General features: G+C 71.8%; 13 protein-coding genes and 1 tRNA gene. 6 read left to right on the forward strand and 8 right to left on the reverse strand.

Features of this window, described 5'->3' with window-relative positions; genetic code table 11:
• Positions 1 to 7 precede the first annotated feature (7 nt).
• The 3 genes from ACFYRX_RS22160 to ACFYRX_RS22170 all read right to left on the reverse strand — a co-directional run bounded on the left by ACFYRX_RS22160 (position 8) and on the right by ACFYRX_RS22170 (position 3,533).
• Positions 8 to 2,098: an MDR family MFS transporter gene (locus tag ACFYRX_RS22160; RefSeq protein ID WP_389102230.1), complete on the reverse strand. Its 2,091-nt coding sequence runs from the start codon at positions 2,096 to 2,098 to the stop codon at positions 8 to 10.
• Positions 2,099 to 2,155: 57 nt separating this feature from the next.
• The gene (gene cobF / locus ACFYRX_RS22165) at positions 2,156 to 2,929 is read right to left on the reverse strand and encodes a precorrin-6A synthase (deacetylating) (RefSeq protein WP_389102233.1); all 774 of its coding nucleotides are present in this window, start codon (positions 2,927 to 2,929) and stop codon (positions 2,156 to 2,158) included.
• An 85-nt stretch (positions 2,930 to 3,014) separates the two neighbouring features.
• Positions 3,015 to 3,533, reverse strand: coding sequence for a DUF309 domain-containing protein (locus ACFYRX_RS22170; protein ID WP_389102235.1), 519 nt, complete (start codon positions 3,531 to 3,533; stop codon positions 3,015 to 3,017).
• Positions 3,534 to 3,631: 98 nt separating this feature from the next.
• Here ACFYRX_RS22170 and ACFYRX_RS22175 point away from each other — a divergent pair.
• From ACFYRX_RS22175 to ACFYRX_RS22185, 3 genes are all read left to right on the forward strand, one after another.
• Positions 3,632 to 3,705 (forward strand) — tRNA-Pro (locus ACFYRX_RS22175).
• 164 nt (positions 3,706 to 3,869) lie between these two features.
• A complete protein-coding gene (locus ACFYRX_RS22180; RefSeq protein ID WP_389102238.1) occupies positions 3,870 to 4,916 on the forward strand; it encodes a glycosyl hydrolase 53 family protein in 1,047 nt (348 codons plus the stop codon).
• Between the two features lie 13 nt (positions 4,917 to 4,929).
• A complete protein-coding gene (locus ACFYRX_RS22185) occupies positions 4,930 to 6,252 on the forward strand; it encodes a right-handed parallel beta-helix repeat-containing protein (RefSeq protein ID WP_389102241.1) in 1,323 nt (440 codons plus the stop codon).
• Positions 6,253 to 6,290: 38 nt separating this feature from the next.
• Here ACFYRX_RS22185 and ACFYRX_RS22190 read toward each other — a convergent pair whose 3' ends face one another.
• Positions 6,291 to 7,847 (reverse strand): serine/threonine-protein kinase, encoded by a 1,557-nt coding sequence (locus ACFYRX_RS22190; protein ID WP_389102244.1) that lies wholly within the window; start codon positions 7,845 to 7,847, stop codon positions 6,291 to 6,293.
• Between the two features lie 232 nt (positions 7,848 to 8,079).
• Between ACFYRX_RS22190 and ACFYRX_RS22195 the strand changes: the two genes are divergently transcribed.
• The gene (locus ACFYRX_RS22195; protein WP_389102247.1) at positions 8,080 to 9,036 is read left to right on the forward strand and encodes a TauD/TfdA dioxygenase family protein; all 957 of its coding nucleotides are present in this window, start codon (positions 8,080 to 8,082) and stop codon (positions 9,034 to 9,036) included.
• A 14-nt stretch (positions 9,037 to 9,050) separates the two neighbouring features.
• On the opposite strand, the gene ACFYRX_RS22200 is transcribed toward ACFYRX_RS22195, so the two are convergent.
• Positions 9,051 to 10,766, reverse strand: a complete 1,716-nt coding sequence (locus ACFYRX_RS22200; RefSeq protein WP_389102248.1) for an acyltransferase — start codon at positions 10,764 to 10,766, stop codon at positions 9,051 to 9,053.
• Positions 10,767 to 10,899: 133 nt separating this feature from the next.
• Between ACFYRX_RS22200 and ACFYRX_RS22205 the strand changes: the two genes are divergently transcribed.
• Both ACFYRX_RS22205 and ACFYRX_RS22210 read left to right on the forward strand, forming a co-directional pair.
• A complete protein-coding gene (locus ACFYRX_RS22205) occupies positions 10,900 to 11,562 on the forward strand; it encodes an NUDIX domain-containing protein (RefSeq protein WP_389102251.1) in 663 nt (220 codons plus the stop codon).
• Positions 11,563 to 11,647: 85 nt separating this feature from the next.
• Positions 11,648 to 12,631 (forward strand): aldo/keto reductase, encoded by a 984-nt coding sequence (locus ACFYRX_RS22210; protein ID WP_389102254.1) that lies wholly within the window; start codon positions 11,648 to 11,650, stop codon positions 12,629 to 12,631.
• A gap of 12 nt (positions 12,632 to 12,643) precedes the next feature.
• Here ACFYRX_RS22210 and ACFYRX_RS22215 read toward each other — a convergent pair whose 3' ends face one another.
• From ACFYRX_RS22215 to ACFYRX_RS22225, 3 genes are all read right to left on the reverse strand, one after another.
• Positions 12,644 to 13,429: a GntR family transcriptional regulator gene (locus tag ACFYRX_RS22215; RefSeq protein WP_389102257.1), complete on the reverse strand. Its 786-nt coding sequence runs from the start codon at positions 13,427 to 13,429 to the stop codon at positions 12,644 to 12,646.
• A gap of 35 nt (positions 13,430 to 13,464) precedes the next feature.
• A complete protein-coding gene (gene iolD, locus ACFYRX_RS22220) occupies positions 13,465 to 15,339 on the reverse strand; it encodes a 3D-(3,5/4)-trihydroxycyclohexane-1,2-dione acylhydrolase (decyclizing) (RefSeq protein WP_389102259.1) in 1,875 nt (624 codons plus the stop codon).
• Between the two features lie 235 nt (positions 15,340 to 15,574).
• Positions 15,575 to 16,546 (reverse strand): PfkB family carbohydrate kinase, encoded by a 972-nt coding sequence (locus ACFYRX_RS22225; RefSeq protein WP_389102262.1) that lies wholly within the window; start codon positions 16,544 to 16,546, stop codon positions 15,575 to 15,577.
• Positions 16,547 to 16,646 lie beyond the last annotated feature (100 nt).

The following is a 16,646-nucleotide window of genomic DNA, read 5'->3' on the forward strand; positions in this document are numbered from 1 at the left end:
CGGCCCGTCACGACGTCGTGCTGCCGGCCAACTCCTTCGCCCGCTGCGGCAGTCCGCTGTTGAGGTCCTCCACCAGGAGCCGCTTCGCGATCGTGTCCACCGCGGCCCGCAGATCCGTGCCCGAGGGGCGGCCGAGGTCGCGCTGGACGCGTTCCTCCAGCCAGGAGCCCCACGCCTCACCGATGACCCGCGCCTCGCGGGCACCTGCCTCGGTGTGCGAGAGGAGCGTGCCGTCGCGGGTCAGATAGCCCTCCTCGACCATCCGGTCGAAGACCGGCAGCAGCACCTCGGGAGGCAGATGGCGGCGCGCGGCGATCATGCCGAGACTGGCGTGGCCGACCATCCGCGTGTGCAGTTCCACCTGCATCACCGCCCAGGCCCCGGCGACATCGAGCCGGGTGTCCGAGCTCGTCATGATCCGGCGCACGGTGCTCAGGTCCGTACTGCCGATGATCTTCCCCACGGCGGTCTCCAGCACGCGCTGCGAGTCCGCTCCGGACGGCGACGCGAACCCCTCGCCCATGTCGGTCGAACCGGCCCTCGCGCTGTCGCGCAGCTGGACCTGCTTGAGGAACAGGGCGACGACGAAGCCCAGGGCGGCCACCGGCACGGTCCACAGGAACACGGTCTGGATCGTGTCGGCGTACGCGTCGATGATCGGCGCGGCGACGGCCGGCGGAAGCCGGTGCAGGCCGTCCGGGCTGGTCGCCGCACTGGTGACGGTGGCCGCGTCCGATCCGCCGCCCACCTGCACCGCGGTAGCGATGCCGTCCTTGAGATGGGAGGTGAGGGAGTTGGTGTAGATCGTGCCGAAGACCGCGGTGCCGAAGGAACTGCCCAGCGTGCGGAAGAAGGTGACGCCCGAGGTCGCGGTGCCGAGGTCGGCGTACTCGACGGTGTTCTGCACGGCGATGGTCAGGACCTGCATGCACAGGCCGATGCCGGCGCCGAGCACGAACATGTACAGCGACTCCAGCCAGGCCCCGGTGGACGGCCCCATCAGGGACATCAGGAACAGCCCGACCCCCATCACGAGGGAGCCCGCGATCGGGAAGAGCCGGTAGTGGCCGGTCTTGCTGACGACGTTGCCGCTCACGACGGACGCGATGAGCAGGCCGATCACCATGGGCAGGGTCCGCACGCCGGAGACCGTGGCCGAGTCGCCGTCGACGTACTGCAGATAGGTCGGCAGATACGTCATCGCGCCCAGCATCGCGAAGCCCACGATGAAGCTGAGGATCGAGCAGACCGTGAACACCGGGTTCGCGAACAGCCGCATCGGCAGCATCGGTTCGGCCGCCCGGGTCTCCACCCAGCAGAACAGCCCCAGCGCGACCGTGCCGCCGACGAACAGGCCGATGATGACGCCGGAACCCCACGCGTACTCGTTGCCTCCCCAACTCGTCGCCAGGATCAGGGAGCTGGCGCCCACCGCGACGAACGCGATGCCCAGGTAGTCGATCACCGGGCGCACGGCCGACTTCACCACGGGGATGGTGCGGGCGGCCGCGAAGACCACGACGACCGCGATCGGGACGTTGACGTAGAACGCCCAGCGCCAGGTCAGATGGTCGGTGAACAGCCCGCCCAGCAGCGGTCCGATGACCGTGGCCACCCCGAACACGGCACCGATGGCACCCTGGTACTTGCCGCGCTCGCGCAGCGGGATGACATCGGCGATCAGTGCCATCGCCGTCACCATCAGGCCGCCCGCCCCGACGCCCTGCATCGCGCGCCAGACGATCAGCAGCGACATGTTGGACGCGAGCCCGCACAGGAACGAGCCCGTGATGAACACGATCGCCGAGACCTGGAAGACCACCTTGCGGCCGAACAGGTCACCGAACTTGCCGACCAGCACGGTCGAGACGGTCTCCGCGAGCAGATACGACGTCACGACCCACGACATGTGCTCGGCGCCGCCGAGATCCGACACGATCGTCGGCAGCGCGGTGCCCACGATGGTCTGGTCGAGCGCGGCGAGCAGCATCCCCAGCATGATCGTCACGAAGACGACGTTGCGGCGCCGCGCGTCCAGCACCGGCGGCTGGGAGGCGGTGGACGGCGCGGTTCCCGCGGATTCCTCGGCGACTGTCACAAGGGCACGATCACACCGCTGGGCCATCCGTGCATGCCGGGCGGTCCGCCCGGGTGGCTACCCCCGGCGCGGGTGTCGGCGCAGCAGGTACGTGTCCATGATCCAGCCCTTGCGCTCCCGGGCCTCGGCCCGCAGCCGCTCGATCCGCGGCGCGGCCTCCGCGATCGGCCCGGAGGCGAGGATCTCGTCCGGGGTGCCTAGGTAGGCGCCCCAGTAGATGTCGATGTCCTGGTCGGCGTACGCCCGGAAGGCCTGGTGGGCGTCGAGCATCACGACCACGTCGTCCACGCCCTCCGGGAACCCCTCGGCCAGACGCCGGCCGGTGGTGATCTGCACGGGCCGGGCGACCCGGTTCAGGCCGGTGCGGTGCCGCGCGACGAGCGCCGACACACTGCTGATGCCCGGCACGACGTCGTACGCGAAGGACACCGAGCCCCGCTCCAGGATCTCCTCCAGGATGCCGAGCGTGCTGTCGTACAGTGCCGGATCCCCCCACACCAGGAACGCGCCGCTCTCCTCCTCGCCCAGCTCCTCGGCGATCAGCCGCTCGTAGATGTCGGCGCGGGCGCTGCGCCAGTCCCCGACGGCGGGGGAGTAAGCGGCGCCGCCCGCACCGCGGTCCCGCTCCGGGTCCCGCGCCTCGACCACGCGGTACGACCCCTCGGGTATGTGCGCGTCCAGCATGTCCCGGCGCAACTGCGTCAGGTCGCTCTTCACCTCGCCCTTGTCCAGGACGAAGAACACGTCCGTGCTCCGCAGCGCCCTGACCGCCTGGAGGGTCAGCTGCTCGGGGTCGCCCGCGCCGATACCGATCACATGAATCTTCCGCACACCCCGAGTCTGCCGCACACCACTGACAGCGCGTGCACCGCGTCCTCCGGTGCGGTTCGCGAGGACGGGGCGCCCGCGCCCAGAGCTATCCGCGCAGCCGGGGCGCCCGCTCCGCCGCGTCGATGCTCGCGCCGGTCTCCTCCACGCAGCCGGCGAGCCGCCGGGCCCAGACGGCCAGCCCCGCGAGATCCATCCCGTACGGCCGCCCCCGCCCGGCCTCCGACGTCGTCCACTCGTCCAGGGCCCCGGCACCCCGCCGCAGCAGCCTCGCCCCGCCCGTGACGTTCCCCCGGGCCGCGTGCGTCAGCCCCACCGCGAGCTGGGCCAGCCCACGCCACAGGGCGCGCTCCTCGTCCGGCCCCGACTTCCAGGCGTCCTCGAAGACCTCGTGCGCGTGGAACGGGCGCCCGGCGTCCAGCAGTTCCTGGGCTTCGGCCACCGTCTCCGGTGGAGTGCGCACCACGCCCTCCGGCTGCCGGGCCACGCCGTCGGCGCCGTACGGCAGGGGCCGCCCGAGCCCGTCCCGCGGCCGGGCGTTGCGCGCCCGCCCCTCGCTGTCCCGGTCCCGAGCGTCCGCCTGCCGTCCTGAGGAAGTACTGGCCATACGTCGATTGTCCCGCGCCCCGCGCCCGCTTCGGCCCGGCCCCCGACGTGGGGTAAAGTTCCGTAAGCGCGTCCGCGGTCCATCGCGGGGCAGCGCACCGGGACGTGGCGCAGCTTGGTAGCGCACTTGACTGGGGGTCAAGGGGTCGCAGGTTCAAATCCTGTCGTCCCGACGGTGCGAAGGGTCTTCGCGGGCGGAAGCCTGCGGGGGCCCTTTTTGCGCGCTACACGTGTGTCCGGTGTCCGGCTGCGGGTGTCCCGCAGGGCGGCAACCTCAGCGGCGCCGACGGCGACCTACAGGCGACCTTCGGATGACGGACGACCTGAGGATCCCCCCATGACCGATACCGAACGAAACGTCCCCTCCGGCTTACGGCGGCGCAGCGTGCTGCTCGGCGCGGCGGCCGGCGCGGGCGCGCTCGCCCTGGGCGCGGGCCCCCTGGCGACCCCGGCGCAGGCCGCGTCCTTCGTCAGGGGCGCCGACGTCAGCTGGCTGCCGCAGATGGAGGCACAGGGCTACTACTGGAACAACAGCGCCGGAGTGCGACAGGACCCGTTCACCGTCCTCAAGGGCTACGGCATCACCGCGATCAGCCTGCGGACCTGGGTCAATCCCTCCAGCGATCCTGCCAACGGGCACTGCTCCATCGAGGAGACGGCGCAGCTGGCGAAACGGGCCAAGGACGCCGGTATGCAGGTTCTCCTCGGATTCCACTTCGGCGACACCTGGAACTCGGTCGGCGTGCAGAACCCACCGGCGGCCTGGGCGAACATGACCTACAGCCAGATGCTCGACGCCATGAACACCTACGTCTATCACTCGTGCAACGTCATCAAGTACTACGGCGTCACACCGGCCTGGGTGAAGATCGGCAACGAGACCAACTCCGGTATCTGCAAGCCGGTCGGCAGTGTCAGCCGCCCCGCACAGATGACGGGCCTGCTGAACGCCGCCTACGACATGTCCAAGCAGGTCTTCCCCGCCACCCCGGTGCTGGTGCACCTGGCGCAGCCGCAGAACCTGGCGAGCATCCAGACGTTCCTCGACGCCTACCGGGTCAACGGCGGGAAGTGGGACATCACCGGCCTGTCCTCCTACGCGCAGGGCGGCAACGTGCCCGGCGTGCTGGCCAACATGCAGACCATCCAGTCGAGTTACGGCAAGCCCGTCATGCAGGTCGAGTACGGCGGCCCGGTCGGCAAGCCCGCCCAGGTGCGGGACTCGCTGCGGGCGTTCGTCACCGGGCTGCAGGGATTCGGCGGCCTCGGCACCTTCTTCTGGGAGCCGGAGGGCTATCCGTCGTTCAACGGCTACAACAGCTCGGCCTGGGACGAGAGCACACACCGGCCCACGGCGGCCCTGGACGGATTCCTCGGCGCATGACACGGAGGCAACGATGAGTTCTGCCCAGCTCGCCGGGCGGGCCCTGCTGATCACGGCGGTCGCCCTGAGCCCCTTCGCGATCCCCACCGATTCGGCAGCCGCGACCGCGTACTACGTCGCCCCGGGCGGCAGTGACAGCGCCGCCGGGACCCAGGCGGCTCCCTGGGCGACGATCGCCCATGCACAGGCAGCCGTCCAGCCCGGTGACACGGTGTACCTGCGGGGCGGCACCTACCGCTACACCCGCGCGAACAGCACGTGCACGAGCCAGACGGCCAGGGTCGACGCCATCACCCTGAACAGGAGCGGCAGTTCGGGAAGCCCGATCCGCTACTGGGCCTACCCGGGGGAGAAACCGGTCTTCGACTTCTCCGGGATGACGGACGACTGCCGGATCAAGGGCTTCGACGTCACAGGGAGCTGGATCCACCTCAAGGGCCTGGAGGTCACCGGGGTCCGCCAGAACAACAACCTCAACCACGAGTCCTGGGGCATCTGGGTCTCGGGCAGCAACAACACCTTCGAGCAGATCGACACCCACCACCACATGGGCCCCGGCCTGTTCATCCAGAACGGAGGCGGCAACCTCGTCCTCAACAGCGACGCGCACGACAACTACGACACCAACTCCTCCAACGGGGCAGGGGAGAACGCCGACGGGTTCGGCGCGCACATCTCGGCGGGCAGTCCCGGCAACGTGTTCCGGGGCTGCCGCGCGTGGTGGAACGCTGACGACGGGTTCGACCTCATCTACGCCTACTCGTCCGTGACGATCGAGAACTCCTGGGCGTGGCGCAACGGGTACAAGCCGGGAACGACCACGGCGGCCGGCAACGGAACCGGCTTCAAGGCGGGCGGCTACGGCGGCGACTACGACGCGGGCGCCGTCAAACACACCGTGCGCACGTCGGTCGCCTTCCTCAACAGGGCGTCGGGCTTCTACGCCAACCACCATCCGGTCGCCAACGACTACTTCAACAACACCGGTTACGGCAATCACCCCGACTTCAACATGCTGGGGATCGACGCGAGCGGTGCCGATGTCGGCCGGGGCACACTGCGCAACAACCTCGCCTACACCGGCACGTTGACGTCGAACATGACCGGCACGAGCGCCGCGAACAACTCGTGGAACCTGGGCGTCGCGCTGTCGGACGCGCAGTTCCAGAGCGTGTCGACCTCCGGCTGGGACGCTCCCCGCCAAGCCGACGGGAGCCTGCCCGTACTACCCGGTCTCCGTCCCGCGGCGAACAGCACCCTGATCGACAAGGGCGTCGGTGTCGGATTGCCGTACCAGGGACAGGCGCCGGACCTCGGCGCCTTCGAGATCTCGTGAGGTGAGCGCGGACGGCGGGCGGCGGGCAGCGGTGTCGGTCAGGGCTGTCCGCCCGTGCCGAAGTTGCTGCCCGTCACCTCGCCGTCCTGCGTGAGTGCCGCCGCGACGCAGCGGACGACCCGCAGCCCCTCGGACCACTGGGTGGCGGACGGCGGAATGATGTCCACGCTCCACCCGGCGGCGGCCTTCGCACCGGCGGCGTTCATGGACCGCTCCCTGACCTGCTGCGAGCACAGCGCTTTGACGTCGGGATGCCTGATCAGGTCCCGTGCGTTGTTCGTCATTCCGTCCGCGGGCAGCGGGGCGACGGCGAACGTCTCCCACACGTGGCTGGTGTGGCAGTCCGCGGCGCTGACGGTGACGCTGCCCGAGATGTCGGTGATGCCGCTCCAGCACTCGGGCGTGACGACACACCGCCCGCGGACGCCCTCGACCTCGGCGGCGGGGCAGTTCTGCGTGGTCGTCGCCACCCCGCCGAAGGCGGCCTGCTCGCCGGAGACGGCCCGGCCGGAGCCGCCGGACGGGGACGCGGTCGTCGGGGTCGACGGCGAGGTGTCCGGTTGCCGGTTCTCGTGGACGACCACCGAGACGGACACCGTCACCGAGACCGCGACCGCCGCGAGCCCGGCGACCACCCATGGCCGCCGCCCCTTCGCCTCGCCCACGGTGGGCGCCCCGGGCGGCACCGGCGGCACGGTGTCGTGAGCGGTCCGCGGATACGGCGACGCGGGCGTGTCCCGGTGCGCGGGGACCGTGCTCACCGTCGGGCCGCCGTCCAGGTCCACCGCGGCCAGGGCGTCGCGCAACACCGCGGCGTCCCGCATGCGCTGTGCCGGATCCGCCGCCAGGGCGTGCCGCAGCACCTCGTTCAGCGGCTGCGGCACCCCGGGCAGATCGGGGTAGGGCCAGGTGTGCCGCACGATCAGTTCGGCGAGGCTGAGCTGGCTGCCGTCCCGGGGGTAGTGGGGCGGGTGGCCCAGGAGGAGCGCGTAGACCGTCGCGGCGAGCGAGTACACATCGCCGGCCGGTGAGGGCTCGGCCAGGTGGAACGCCTCGGGCGGCGCGTAGGCGGGGGTGAGCGCCTCCCGGGTGACCGACAGTTCGCGGTCGGGCCGGGGCATGGCCGCCAGCCCGAAGTCGGCCAGGGCGACACCGCCGTACCGGTTGACCAGGATGTTGCCGGGCTTGATGTCCCGGTGCAGTACACCGGCGGCGTGGGCCGCGGCTACCGCGTCGGCTATGCCCACGCCGACGTCCCGTGCCTCCTTGAGGGGCAGCGGGCCGTGCCGGTGGAGGCGGTCGCCCAGGGAGCCGCCCGGGCACAACTCCAGCACCATGTACGGGCGGTTGTCGGCGAGCACCCCGGCGTCGTACACCGGGACCACGTGCGGGTGGCCGGACAGCTGTCCCGCCGCGGTCACCTCGCGCAGGAACCGCTGCCGGTCACGGGGTGAGCCCAGCACCCTGCTGTCGACCTTGAGCGCCACCTCCCGGCCCACGGCGAGCTGCCGTGCCCGGTAGACGGTGGCGAAACCGCCCTGGCCCAGGGCTTCCTGGATCGTGTACCCCGACAGTTCCACGTCGTCGAACCGCATCGTGCCGTCAGCCCCCAGCGCAGACCACCCGCGGCAGAACATCCGCCCGGGGACGGCGCAGACTCTAGCCGAGGGCTCCGACAACGGTGCGAACTGCCCGTCGGGGCCGCACTGTCCGAGCCTGTGTCCGGTGTGTTGCAGGGTCGTGAAACGGCGCGGAGGAACCTTGACCCGCCCTCGGCCCGATGCCCAAGCTCGACACGATCCACCGCCGTTCCGAAGGGGTCCCCCCATGACCACCACCGCCCCCACCCCCGTGGACCTCGCCGTCGAGAAGGTCGGCGGCCGCATCGGCGCCGTGATCTCCGGCGTCCGCCTGGGCGGCGACCTGGACCCGGCCACCGTGGCCGCGATCCGCGCCGCGGTCCTGGCCCACAAGGTCGTCTTCTTCCGCGACCAGGAGCACCTCGACGCCGACTCGCACGAGGCCTTCGGCCGGCTGCTCGGTGAGCCCGTCGCCCACCCCACCGTGCCCTCCGTCGACGGCAAGTACGCCTTCGCCGTCGACAACGACCACGGCGGCCGCGCCAACCAGTGGCACAGCGACGTCACCTTCGTGCCCGCCTTCCCGGCCTTCTCCGTCCTGCGCGCGGAGGTTGTCCCGCCGTACGGCGGCAACACCCTGTGGGCCAACACCGCCACCGCCTACGCCGCACTGCCCGAACCGCTGAAGGTGCTCGCCGAGAACCTGCGCGCGGTGCACACCAACGACTACGACTACGCGGCCGCCCGCCCCGACGCGCCGACGGAGGAGCTGCTGCAGCACCGCACGGTCTTCACCTCCACCAAGTTCAGGACCGAACACCCCGTGGTGCGGGTCCACCCGGAGACCGGCGAACGGGTCCTGCTGCTCGGCGCCTTCGTACAGCGACTCGCCGGACTGCGCAGCGACGACTCGCGCGCCCTCGTCAACGTCTTCCAGTCGCACATCGAACGTCCGGAGAACACCGTGCGCTGGCAGTGGCGCTCCGGTGACGTGGCCCTCTGGGACAACCGGGCCACCCAGCACTACGGCGTCGACGACTCCGACACCCACGAGCGCACCCTGCGCCGGGTCACCGTAGACGGCGATGTGCCGCTCGGAGTGGACGGGCGCCCGTCCACGCTGCTGGAGCCGCAGGCGGTGCCGGAGCCGTCGTACGGGATCGCGTCCGGGGCGTCCACGGACGGGGAGGGCGCGCGGGACTGACGGGAGTCCGGGGCTCAGCCGGTGCGTGGGGCCGGTTCGGGGCGGTGGATGCCGCGGGGCCGGTAGCGGAGTTCGTCGGCGCGGCCCACCAGGTCGGCGAGGTACCAGACGATGGCCAGCCACATCTCCGTGCCCTGGAGCCCGGGCTCGGGTCCCGGGCCGTCGGTGCCCGGGCCGAAGCCGAAGCCCCGGCCGTCCTGCCAGCGGGGCAGGACGGCGGCCAGCTGCCGTTCGGCCCAGTCGCGGATCTCGGCGGAGCGGTAGCCGTCCGTGCCCCGGCCGAGCTGTCGCGTGCTCAGCCACAGGGGATGGGCGACGTCGAGCACGTTGCAGGCCGTCTCCCGTCCCGGCCCGAAGTGCCGCGCGTCCCGCGCATGGTCGAGCACCGCGTCCACGACCCGCTCCGGATACGGCACCGGAAGCCCGGACTGGGCGAACGACCCGCGCGTCAGCCGGTAGTAGCCGTTGACCACCTGGAGCCTGCCCGCCTCCACCGAGGGGCTGCCCCACATCCCGGTCCACGGGTCGGCCCGGGTCAGCAGCCACCCGAACAGCGCCTCCCGCGTCGCGTCGCCGGTATGCCCCTGCCGCAGGTTCCAATGGGCCGCCGTGGCCCAGGAGTCGACCCATGCCCCGGCACCCCACGCACCCGTGTCCCACGGCAACGCGTGCAGCCGCGCGACGAGTTGACGTGCCGTCATGTCCCGTACCCCCGCCACCGGATGGGGGAGACCGCCGCCCAGCAGATCGAGGGCGTAGCCGACGCACAGCACGTGGTAGAGCGCCGCACCCCCACCGATGAAACCGTCGGCGTCCGCACCGGGCGACGGCTCGCCGAACTCCGGCACGAGACCGCTCTTCGGATCCTGGAGACCGCTCAGCCGCTCGACGTGCTCGGCGGCGGACAACTGCCCCGGCACGGACCCCAGCAGCAGCTCGGCGATCTCCACGGCGTCGCAGTGCGCCCGCACGGTGGGCGCGGCGCCGGGCCGGTCGACGTACCGCTCGCCGTCCCAGCAACGCTCGAGCAGCTCGGCGGCCTGGCCACGGGCGGTGTCGGCGAAGGCGGCCAGGGCGCTGGGCGCGGGGCCGGTCACAGGGCCGGCCGCGGACGTACGGCGGCCCTCCGTGCCCGCTGCGCCCTCGGAGACCGCCTTCCCGGCCTCCCGCCGGTCCCGCAGCACCCGCGCCGGATTGCCCGCCGCCACCGACCACGCGGGCAGGTCCCTCGTGACCACGGCACCCGCCCCGACCACACAGTGATCACCGATGCTCACCCCGTCCACCACGACCACGTGCGAGCCGATCCACACGTCGTCACCGACCCGGATGCCCCGGCTGGTGAGCGGCTGCCGGTAAACAGGCCGGTCGGGAGCCATGGTGTGGTTGAAGCCGAGCAGCGAGGTATGGGCGCCGACGCGTACCCCGTCGCCCAGCACGACGTTCCCCCGCACCGTGGTGAACGGGTTGAGCGTGCAGTGCGAGCCGGTGCTCAACTCCCCGGTGACGTAGGCGTGCGCGGCGATGTACGAGTCGGTGCCGAGCCGCAGCCGGTCGGGGAACACCGCCGCGGACTCGGCGACGTAGCACCGCTCACCGATCTCGGTGTCGCCGCATATGTCCTGCTGCGTCTCCTGCTGCGCGGCGCGCTGCTCCTCGGTGGCCTCGTCGGCGAAGAGCCAGGGGCAGTGGTCGAAGTGTCGGACGGACGGCTGTCGGCGATGGTTCATACCCGCACGTTAGGCACCCCTGGGCCCGCCGGGGAAGAGGTGTTCCGCACGACGGGGCCGGGTCCGAAATGGTAGAAGCGATCATGACCAACTCGCTCCTCTCCCGTCTCTCACCCCGCCCGGCCGGTGCCCGATGACCGACGGCATCGACACCCCCGACAGCCGCGGCCGCACCGGGCTCGACCGCACCGGCCTGGACCTGACCGGCAACCCGCGCGTCAAGGTCCGGGAGGTGAGACTGCTGTCCAGCCACTGGTACGTCGAGCGGGCGACGACCTTCGACCTCCAGCGTGCCGACGGCAGCTGGAGCACCCAGCAGCGCGAGACCCACGACCGCGGCAACGGCGCCACCATGCTCCTGTACGACACGGACCGCGAGACCGTGCTGCTCACCCGCCAGTTCCGCTACCCGGTGTACGTCAACGGACACCCCGACGGCCTGCTGATCGAGACCCCGGGCGGCCTGCTCGACGACGATGACGAGCACCCCGAGATCGCCGTACGGCGTGAGGTCGTCGAGGAGACCGGGCACACCATCGGCGAGGTCCGGCACGTCTTCGACGTCTACATGAGCCCCGGCTCGGTCACCGAACGCGTCAGTTTCTACGCCGCCGAGTACGCCCCCTCGACCCGCACCCACGAGGGCGGCGGCCTCGACGAGGAGGGCGAGGACATCGAGATCCTCGAACTGCCCTTCCGCAGGGCCCTGGAGATGATCCGAACCGGGGAGATCGCCGACGCCAAGACCATCATGCTGCTCCAATGGGCGGCGCTGGAGGGCCCGTTCGCCAAGTGAGCGCGCGGGGCCTTGACTTGAAGTGCGCTGCAAGATGAAGACTCCCGGGTGTGCCCGAAGACGGGTGCACACGGGAGGAACCATCATGAAGTACCGCACCATCGGCACCGATCCGGCCACCCGCCGCGAGGTCAGCGTCCTCGCCCTCGGCGCGATGCTGTTCGGCTCACGGACCGACGAGAAGACCGCCTACGCCGTCCTCGACCGCTATGTCGAGGCAGGCGGCACCTTCATCGACACGTCCGACAACTACGCCTTCTGGGAGGACGGCGGCCAGGGCGGCCAGAGCGAGGAACTGCTCGGCCGGTGGCGGCGCAGCCGCGGCATCGGCGACGAGATCGTCATCGCCACGAAACTGGGAGCCCGCCCCCTGGCTCCCGGCACGAGCTACGTCGACAACGCGGAGGGACTGTCGGCGAAGGTGATCCGCGAGGCCGCGGAACGCAGCCGCGAACGCCTCGGCGTGGCCAGGCTGGACCTGCTCTACGCGCACATCGAGGACCACAAGGTCCCGCTCCGGGAAACGGTCGAGGGCTTCGCCGACCTGGTGGCCGAGGGCACCGTGGGCCTGCTGGGCGCCAGCAACCACGCTGTGTGGCGGGTCGAACGGGCCCGTGCGCTGGCCGCCGCGGCCGGGCTCCCCGGCTACGAGATCCTCCAGTACGCGCACAGCCATCTGCGGCCCCGCACCGACGTCCCCGAAGCCCTGTTCCCCGACGGCAGCCTCGGCCACGCGGGCCCCGACCTGCTGAGCTATCTGCGGGCCGAGCCCGGCCTGACCCTCGTCGCCTACTCACCGCTGCTGAAGGGTGCCTACACCCACCGGGACCGGCTGCCCCCGGACTTCGACCACCCGGGCACCCCGCCCCGTCTGAAGGTCCTGGGCGAGGTGGCGAAGGAGACCGGCGCGACCGTCAACCAGGTCGTACTGGCCTGGCAGATCGGCTCCGGCCTCCCGATCGTCCCCCTCGTCGGAATGTCGTCCCTGGCCCAGCTGGACGAGAACCTGGCCGCCGTCGACCTGGAACTGACGGGGGAGCAGCGGGCCCGGCTGGACGCGGCCCACTGAGCCCGCCGTCCGTCAGGGCCTGACCAGCAGCTGGAAGTCGAACGCGTACCGCGAGGCCCGGTAGATGTGGGAGCCGTACTCGACCGGGCGGCCCGTGTCGTCGTAGGCCGTGCGCTGCATGGTCAGGACCGCCGCGCCCGCCTGTTCGTCGAGGCGGGCGGCCTCCTCCGGGGTGGCGGAGCGGGCGCCGATGGTCTGGCGGGCGCTGTGCAGGGTGATGCCCGCGGTGCGCAGCATCTTGTAGAGGCCGGTGGACTCGAGGCGGTCGCTGTCGAGGTGGAGGAGGGTGGTGGGGAGGTGGTTGCTGAGCAGGGCCACCGGCTCACCGTGGGCCAGCCGCAGTCGTTCCAGCAGCGTGACCTCGCTGTTCTCCGGGACGGACAGTGCGGCCGCCACCTCGGCGGAGGCCGGTACGGTCTCGTTGCGGACGACCCGGGTCGCCGGACCCTGCCCGGCCGCCTCCAGGTCGTCGTAGAGACTGCTGAGCTCCAGGGGGCGCTTGACCTGGCTGTGCACCACCTGGGTGCCCACTCCGCGCCGGCGTACCAGCAGGCCCTTCTCCACCAGGGACTGGATGGCCTGGCGAACGGTCGGGCGGGACAGGCCGAGGCGGACCGAGAGGTCGATCTCGTTGCCCAGGAGGTTTCCGGGGGCGAGCGCGCCGTGCTCGATCGCCTCCTCCAGCTGCCGGGCGAGCTGGTAGTACAGCGGCACCGGACTGCCCCGGTCCAGGGCGAAGTCCAGGGCGTCGAGGGCGGGGGGCGTTGCGGCACGTGACGTGTCGCGGATCTTCGCCATGGGGGTACCTCCCTCAAAGGGTCGCGGGCGGGGCGTCACAGGTGGGTGCGGCGGGCGGCGACCTGTCGGTCGTACTCCGTCCGTGCCTCCACGGCGGGCCCGCGCGACGCCGTCTGCGCGACCGGCACGTCCCACCAGGCCTCCGTCGGGGGAGCGGCCGGGTTCGTGGTGTCCGTCTCGACGTAGACGCAGGTCGGGCGGTCCGAGGCGCGGGCGGTGGCCAGGGCCTCGCGCAGCTCCCGCACGGTCTTGGCGCGCAGTACGTCCATGCCGAGGCTCGCCGCGTTGGCCGCCAGGTCGACCGGGAGGGGTGCGCCGCCGAAGGTGCCGTCGGCGGACCGGTAGCGGTAGGCGGTGCCGAAGCGCTCACCGCCCACCGACTCCGACAGACCGCCGATGGAGGCGTAGCCGTGGTTCTGGATGAGGACCAGGTTGATCGGCAGACCCTCCTGGACCGCGGTGACGAGTTCCGTCGGCATCATCAGGTACGTGCCGTCGCCGACCAGCGCCCACACCGGCGTGTCCGGGGTCGCCTGCTGGACGCCGATCGCCGCCGGGATCTCGTAGCCCATGCAGGAGTAGCCGTACTCCAGGTGGTACTGGCGCGGACTGCGGGCCCGCCACAGCTTGTGCAGGTCGCCGGGGAGCGAGCCCGCCGCGTTGATCACCACGTCCTCGTCGCCGACGACCGCGTCCAGCGCGCCGAGCAGCTGGGTCTGGGTGGGGACGGCGGTGTCGTCGGCGGCGCGGTAGGCCTCGGCCACCACCTGCTCCCAGCGCTCCTTGCCGGTGCCGTACTCGGCCTCGTAGGCCGTGCCCACACGGTGGCCCGCCAGCGCCGACGTCAGCGCCTCCAGACCTGCCCGCGCATCGCACACGAGGGTCCCCGCGGCCAGTTTGTGGGCGTCGAAGGCGGTGATGTTGAGGTTGAGGAAGCGCACGTCCGGGTTCTGGAAGAGGGTGCCGGAGGCGGTGGTGAAGTCGGAGTAGCGCGTGCCCACGCCGATGACCAGGTCCGCGGTGCGGGCGAGGTCGTCGGCGACCGCCGTGCCGGTGTGGCCGATGCCGCCCAGGTCGGCAGGGTGGTCGTGGCGCAGGGAGCCCTTGCCCGCCTGGGTGGAGGCGACCGGGATGCCGGTGGCGTCGACCAGGGCCTTCAGGGCCTCCTCGGCCTCGCTGTGGTGGATGCCGCCGCCCGCGACGACCAGCGGCCTCTCGGAAGCACGGATCGCCCGTACCGCCTCGGCCAGCTCCACCGGGTCGGGTGCCGGACGCCGTACCCGCCACACCCGTTCGGCGAAGAACTCCTCGGGCCAGTCGTAGGCCTCCGCCTGCACGTCCTGGGGGAGGGCCAGGGTGACCGCGCCGGTCTCGGCCGGGTCGGCGAGGACCCGCATGGCGTGCAGGGCGGAGGGGACGAGGGCCTCGGGGCGGTGGATGCGGTCGAACCAGCGGGAGACCGGGCGCAGGGTGTCGTTCACGGAGACGTCGGCCTCCGTCGGGTGCTCCAGCTGCTGGAGGAGCGGGTCGGCGGGGCGGGCGGCGAAGTAGTCGCCGGGCAGGAGCAGGACGGGGAGGCGGTTGATCGTCGCCAGGGCCGCGCCGGTCACCAGGTTGGTGGCGCCCGGGCCGATCGACGTCGTGACCGCCTGGGCGGACAGCCGGTTCAGCTGGCGGGCGTGGCCCACGGCCGCGTGCACCATCGCCTGCTCGTTGCGGCCCTGGTGGAACGGCATCGCGTCCTCGCCCGCCTCCAGGAGGGCCTGGCCGATGCCCGCCACATTGCCGTGCCCGAAGATCCCCCAGGTCCCGGCGATCAGCCGGTGCCGTACGCCGTCCCGCTCCGTGTACTGGACGGAGAGGAACCGCACCAGGGCTTGGGCGACGGTCAGACGGGTGGTGCTGCTCATCAGGACTTCTCCGGTGCCGTGTGGTGGTGGAGGGGGAGACGGGGGGTGCGGGGCCGCGTGTGGTCGGGGCGTCCGCGGATCGGGCGAACTCGCCTCGGCGGGGACAGGTCAGGACGGTACCGGGCGGGCGGGCGTCCGGCACCGCGGATGCCCGCGGGTGCGAGGGGTCCGGCGCCGGGCGCCGGGACCGTCGTACGGACATCCCGTGGCGGGTGCGCGAAGTCGCTGACGGGGATCAAGGCGAGGCTCCGTCCAGGAGGCTGTCGACCTGTGCCTGTGCCTGCGCCTGCGCCGGCATCACGGGAGTGCGGGCCATGTGGGCCGCGTCGGCGTACCGGAGGATCCGCTCCAACTCCCAGCCGGACAGCAGACCGTGGCACAGCGCGCCGCCGAAGGCGTCGCCCGCGCCGGGACCGTCGACCACCCCGGCGGGGACCGGCCGGACCTCGGCCGTGGTGCCGTCGCGGTGCACGGCGAGCACGCCCTCGGTGCCCTGCTTGACCACGGCCAGCGCCACGCCCGCCGCCAGCAGGGCATCGGCGCACGCCCGGGGGCCACGGGCCCCGGTGGCGGTCTCGCACTCGTCGAGAGTGCCGACGGCGACGGTCACGCGGCGCAGGGCCTCGGCGTAGTACGGGCGCACCTCGTCCGGGTTCGTCCGGGCCGTGTCGTTCCGGAGTGCCGGACGCCGGTCGAGGTCGAGGACCGTGGTGGCCGCCCTGTCGCGGCACTTGAGGGCGGCCAGCGTGGCCGACCGGCTCGGCTCGTCGCTCAGACCGGTGCCGGTGATCCAGAGGATCCGGGCCGCCCGGATGGCGAAGAAGTCGAGCTCGTCGGTGTGTATCCCGAGGTCGGGGGCCTCGGGGTGGCGGTAGGAGTGCAGCGGGAGGTCCTCCGGCGGCAACGCCCCGCAGAAGGTGACCGGGGTCGAGGAGGCCGCCACCGGTGTCACCCAGCGGTTGTCGACGCCGAACTCCGTGAGGGTCTGGTGGAGATACGTTCCGAAGGGGTCGGTGCCGGTACGGGTGATGACCGCGGCGGAGCGGCCGAGGCGGGCGACGGCGATCGCGACATTCGCGGCCGAACCCCCGAGGGACTTTCCGAAGGACCGGGCCTGCGCCGGCCGCACCCCCGTCTGCAACGGGTAGAGATCAACTCCGATTCGGCCCATACTGATCACGTCGAACTGCTGAACCGGTTCGGTCATGCGCGACGCTCCTCGATCCGACCTGGGGACGTGGGGGCCCGAAGGGCCCGCTGCACCCCCAGGTGTAGGACTCGGAGGGTGATGCTGTCAATAGTTTGTA

It is taken from the genome of Streptomyces sp. NPDC005374, from assembly GCF_042872225.1.
In the GTDB taxonomy this organism is placed as follows: domain Bacteria; phylum Actinomycetota; class Actinomycetes; order Streptomycetales; family Streptomycetaceae; genus Streptomyces.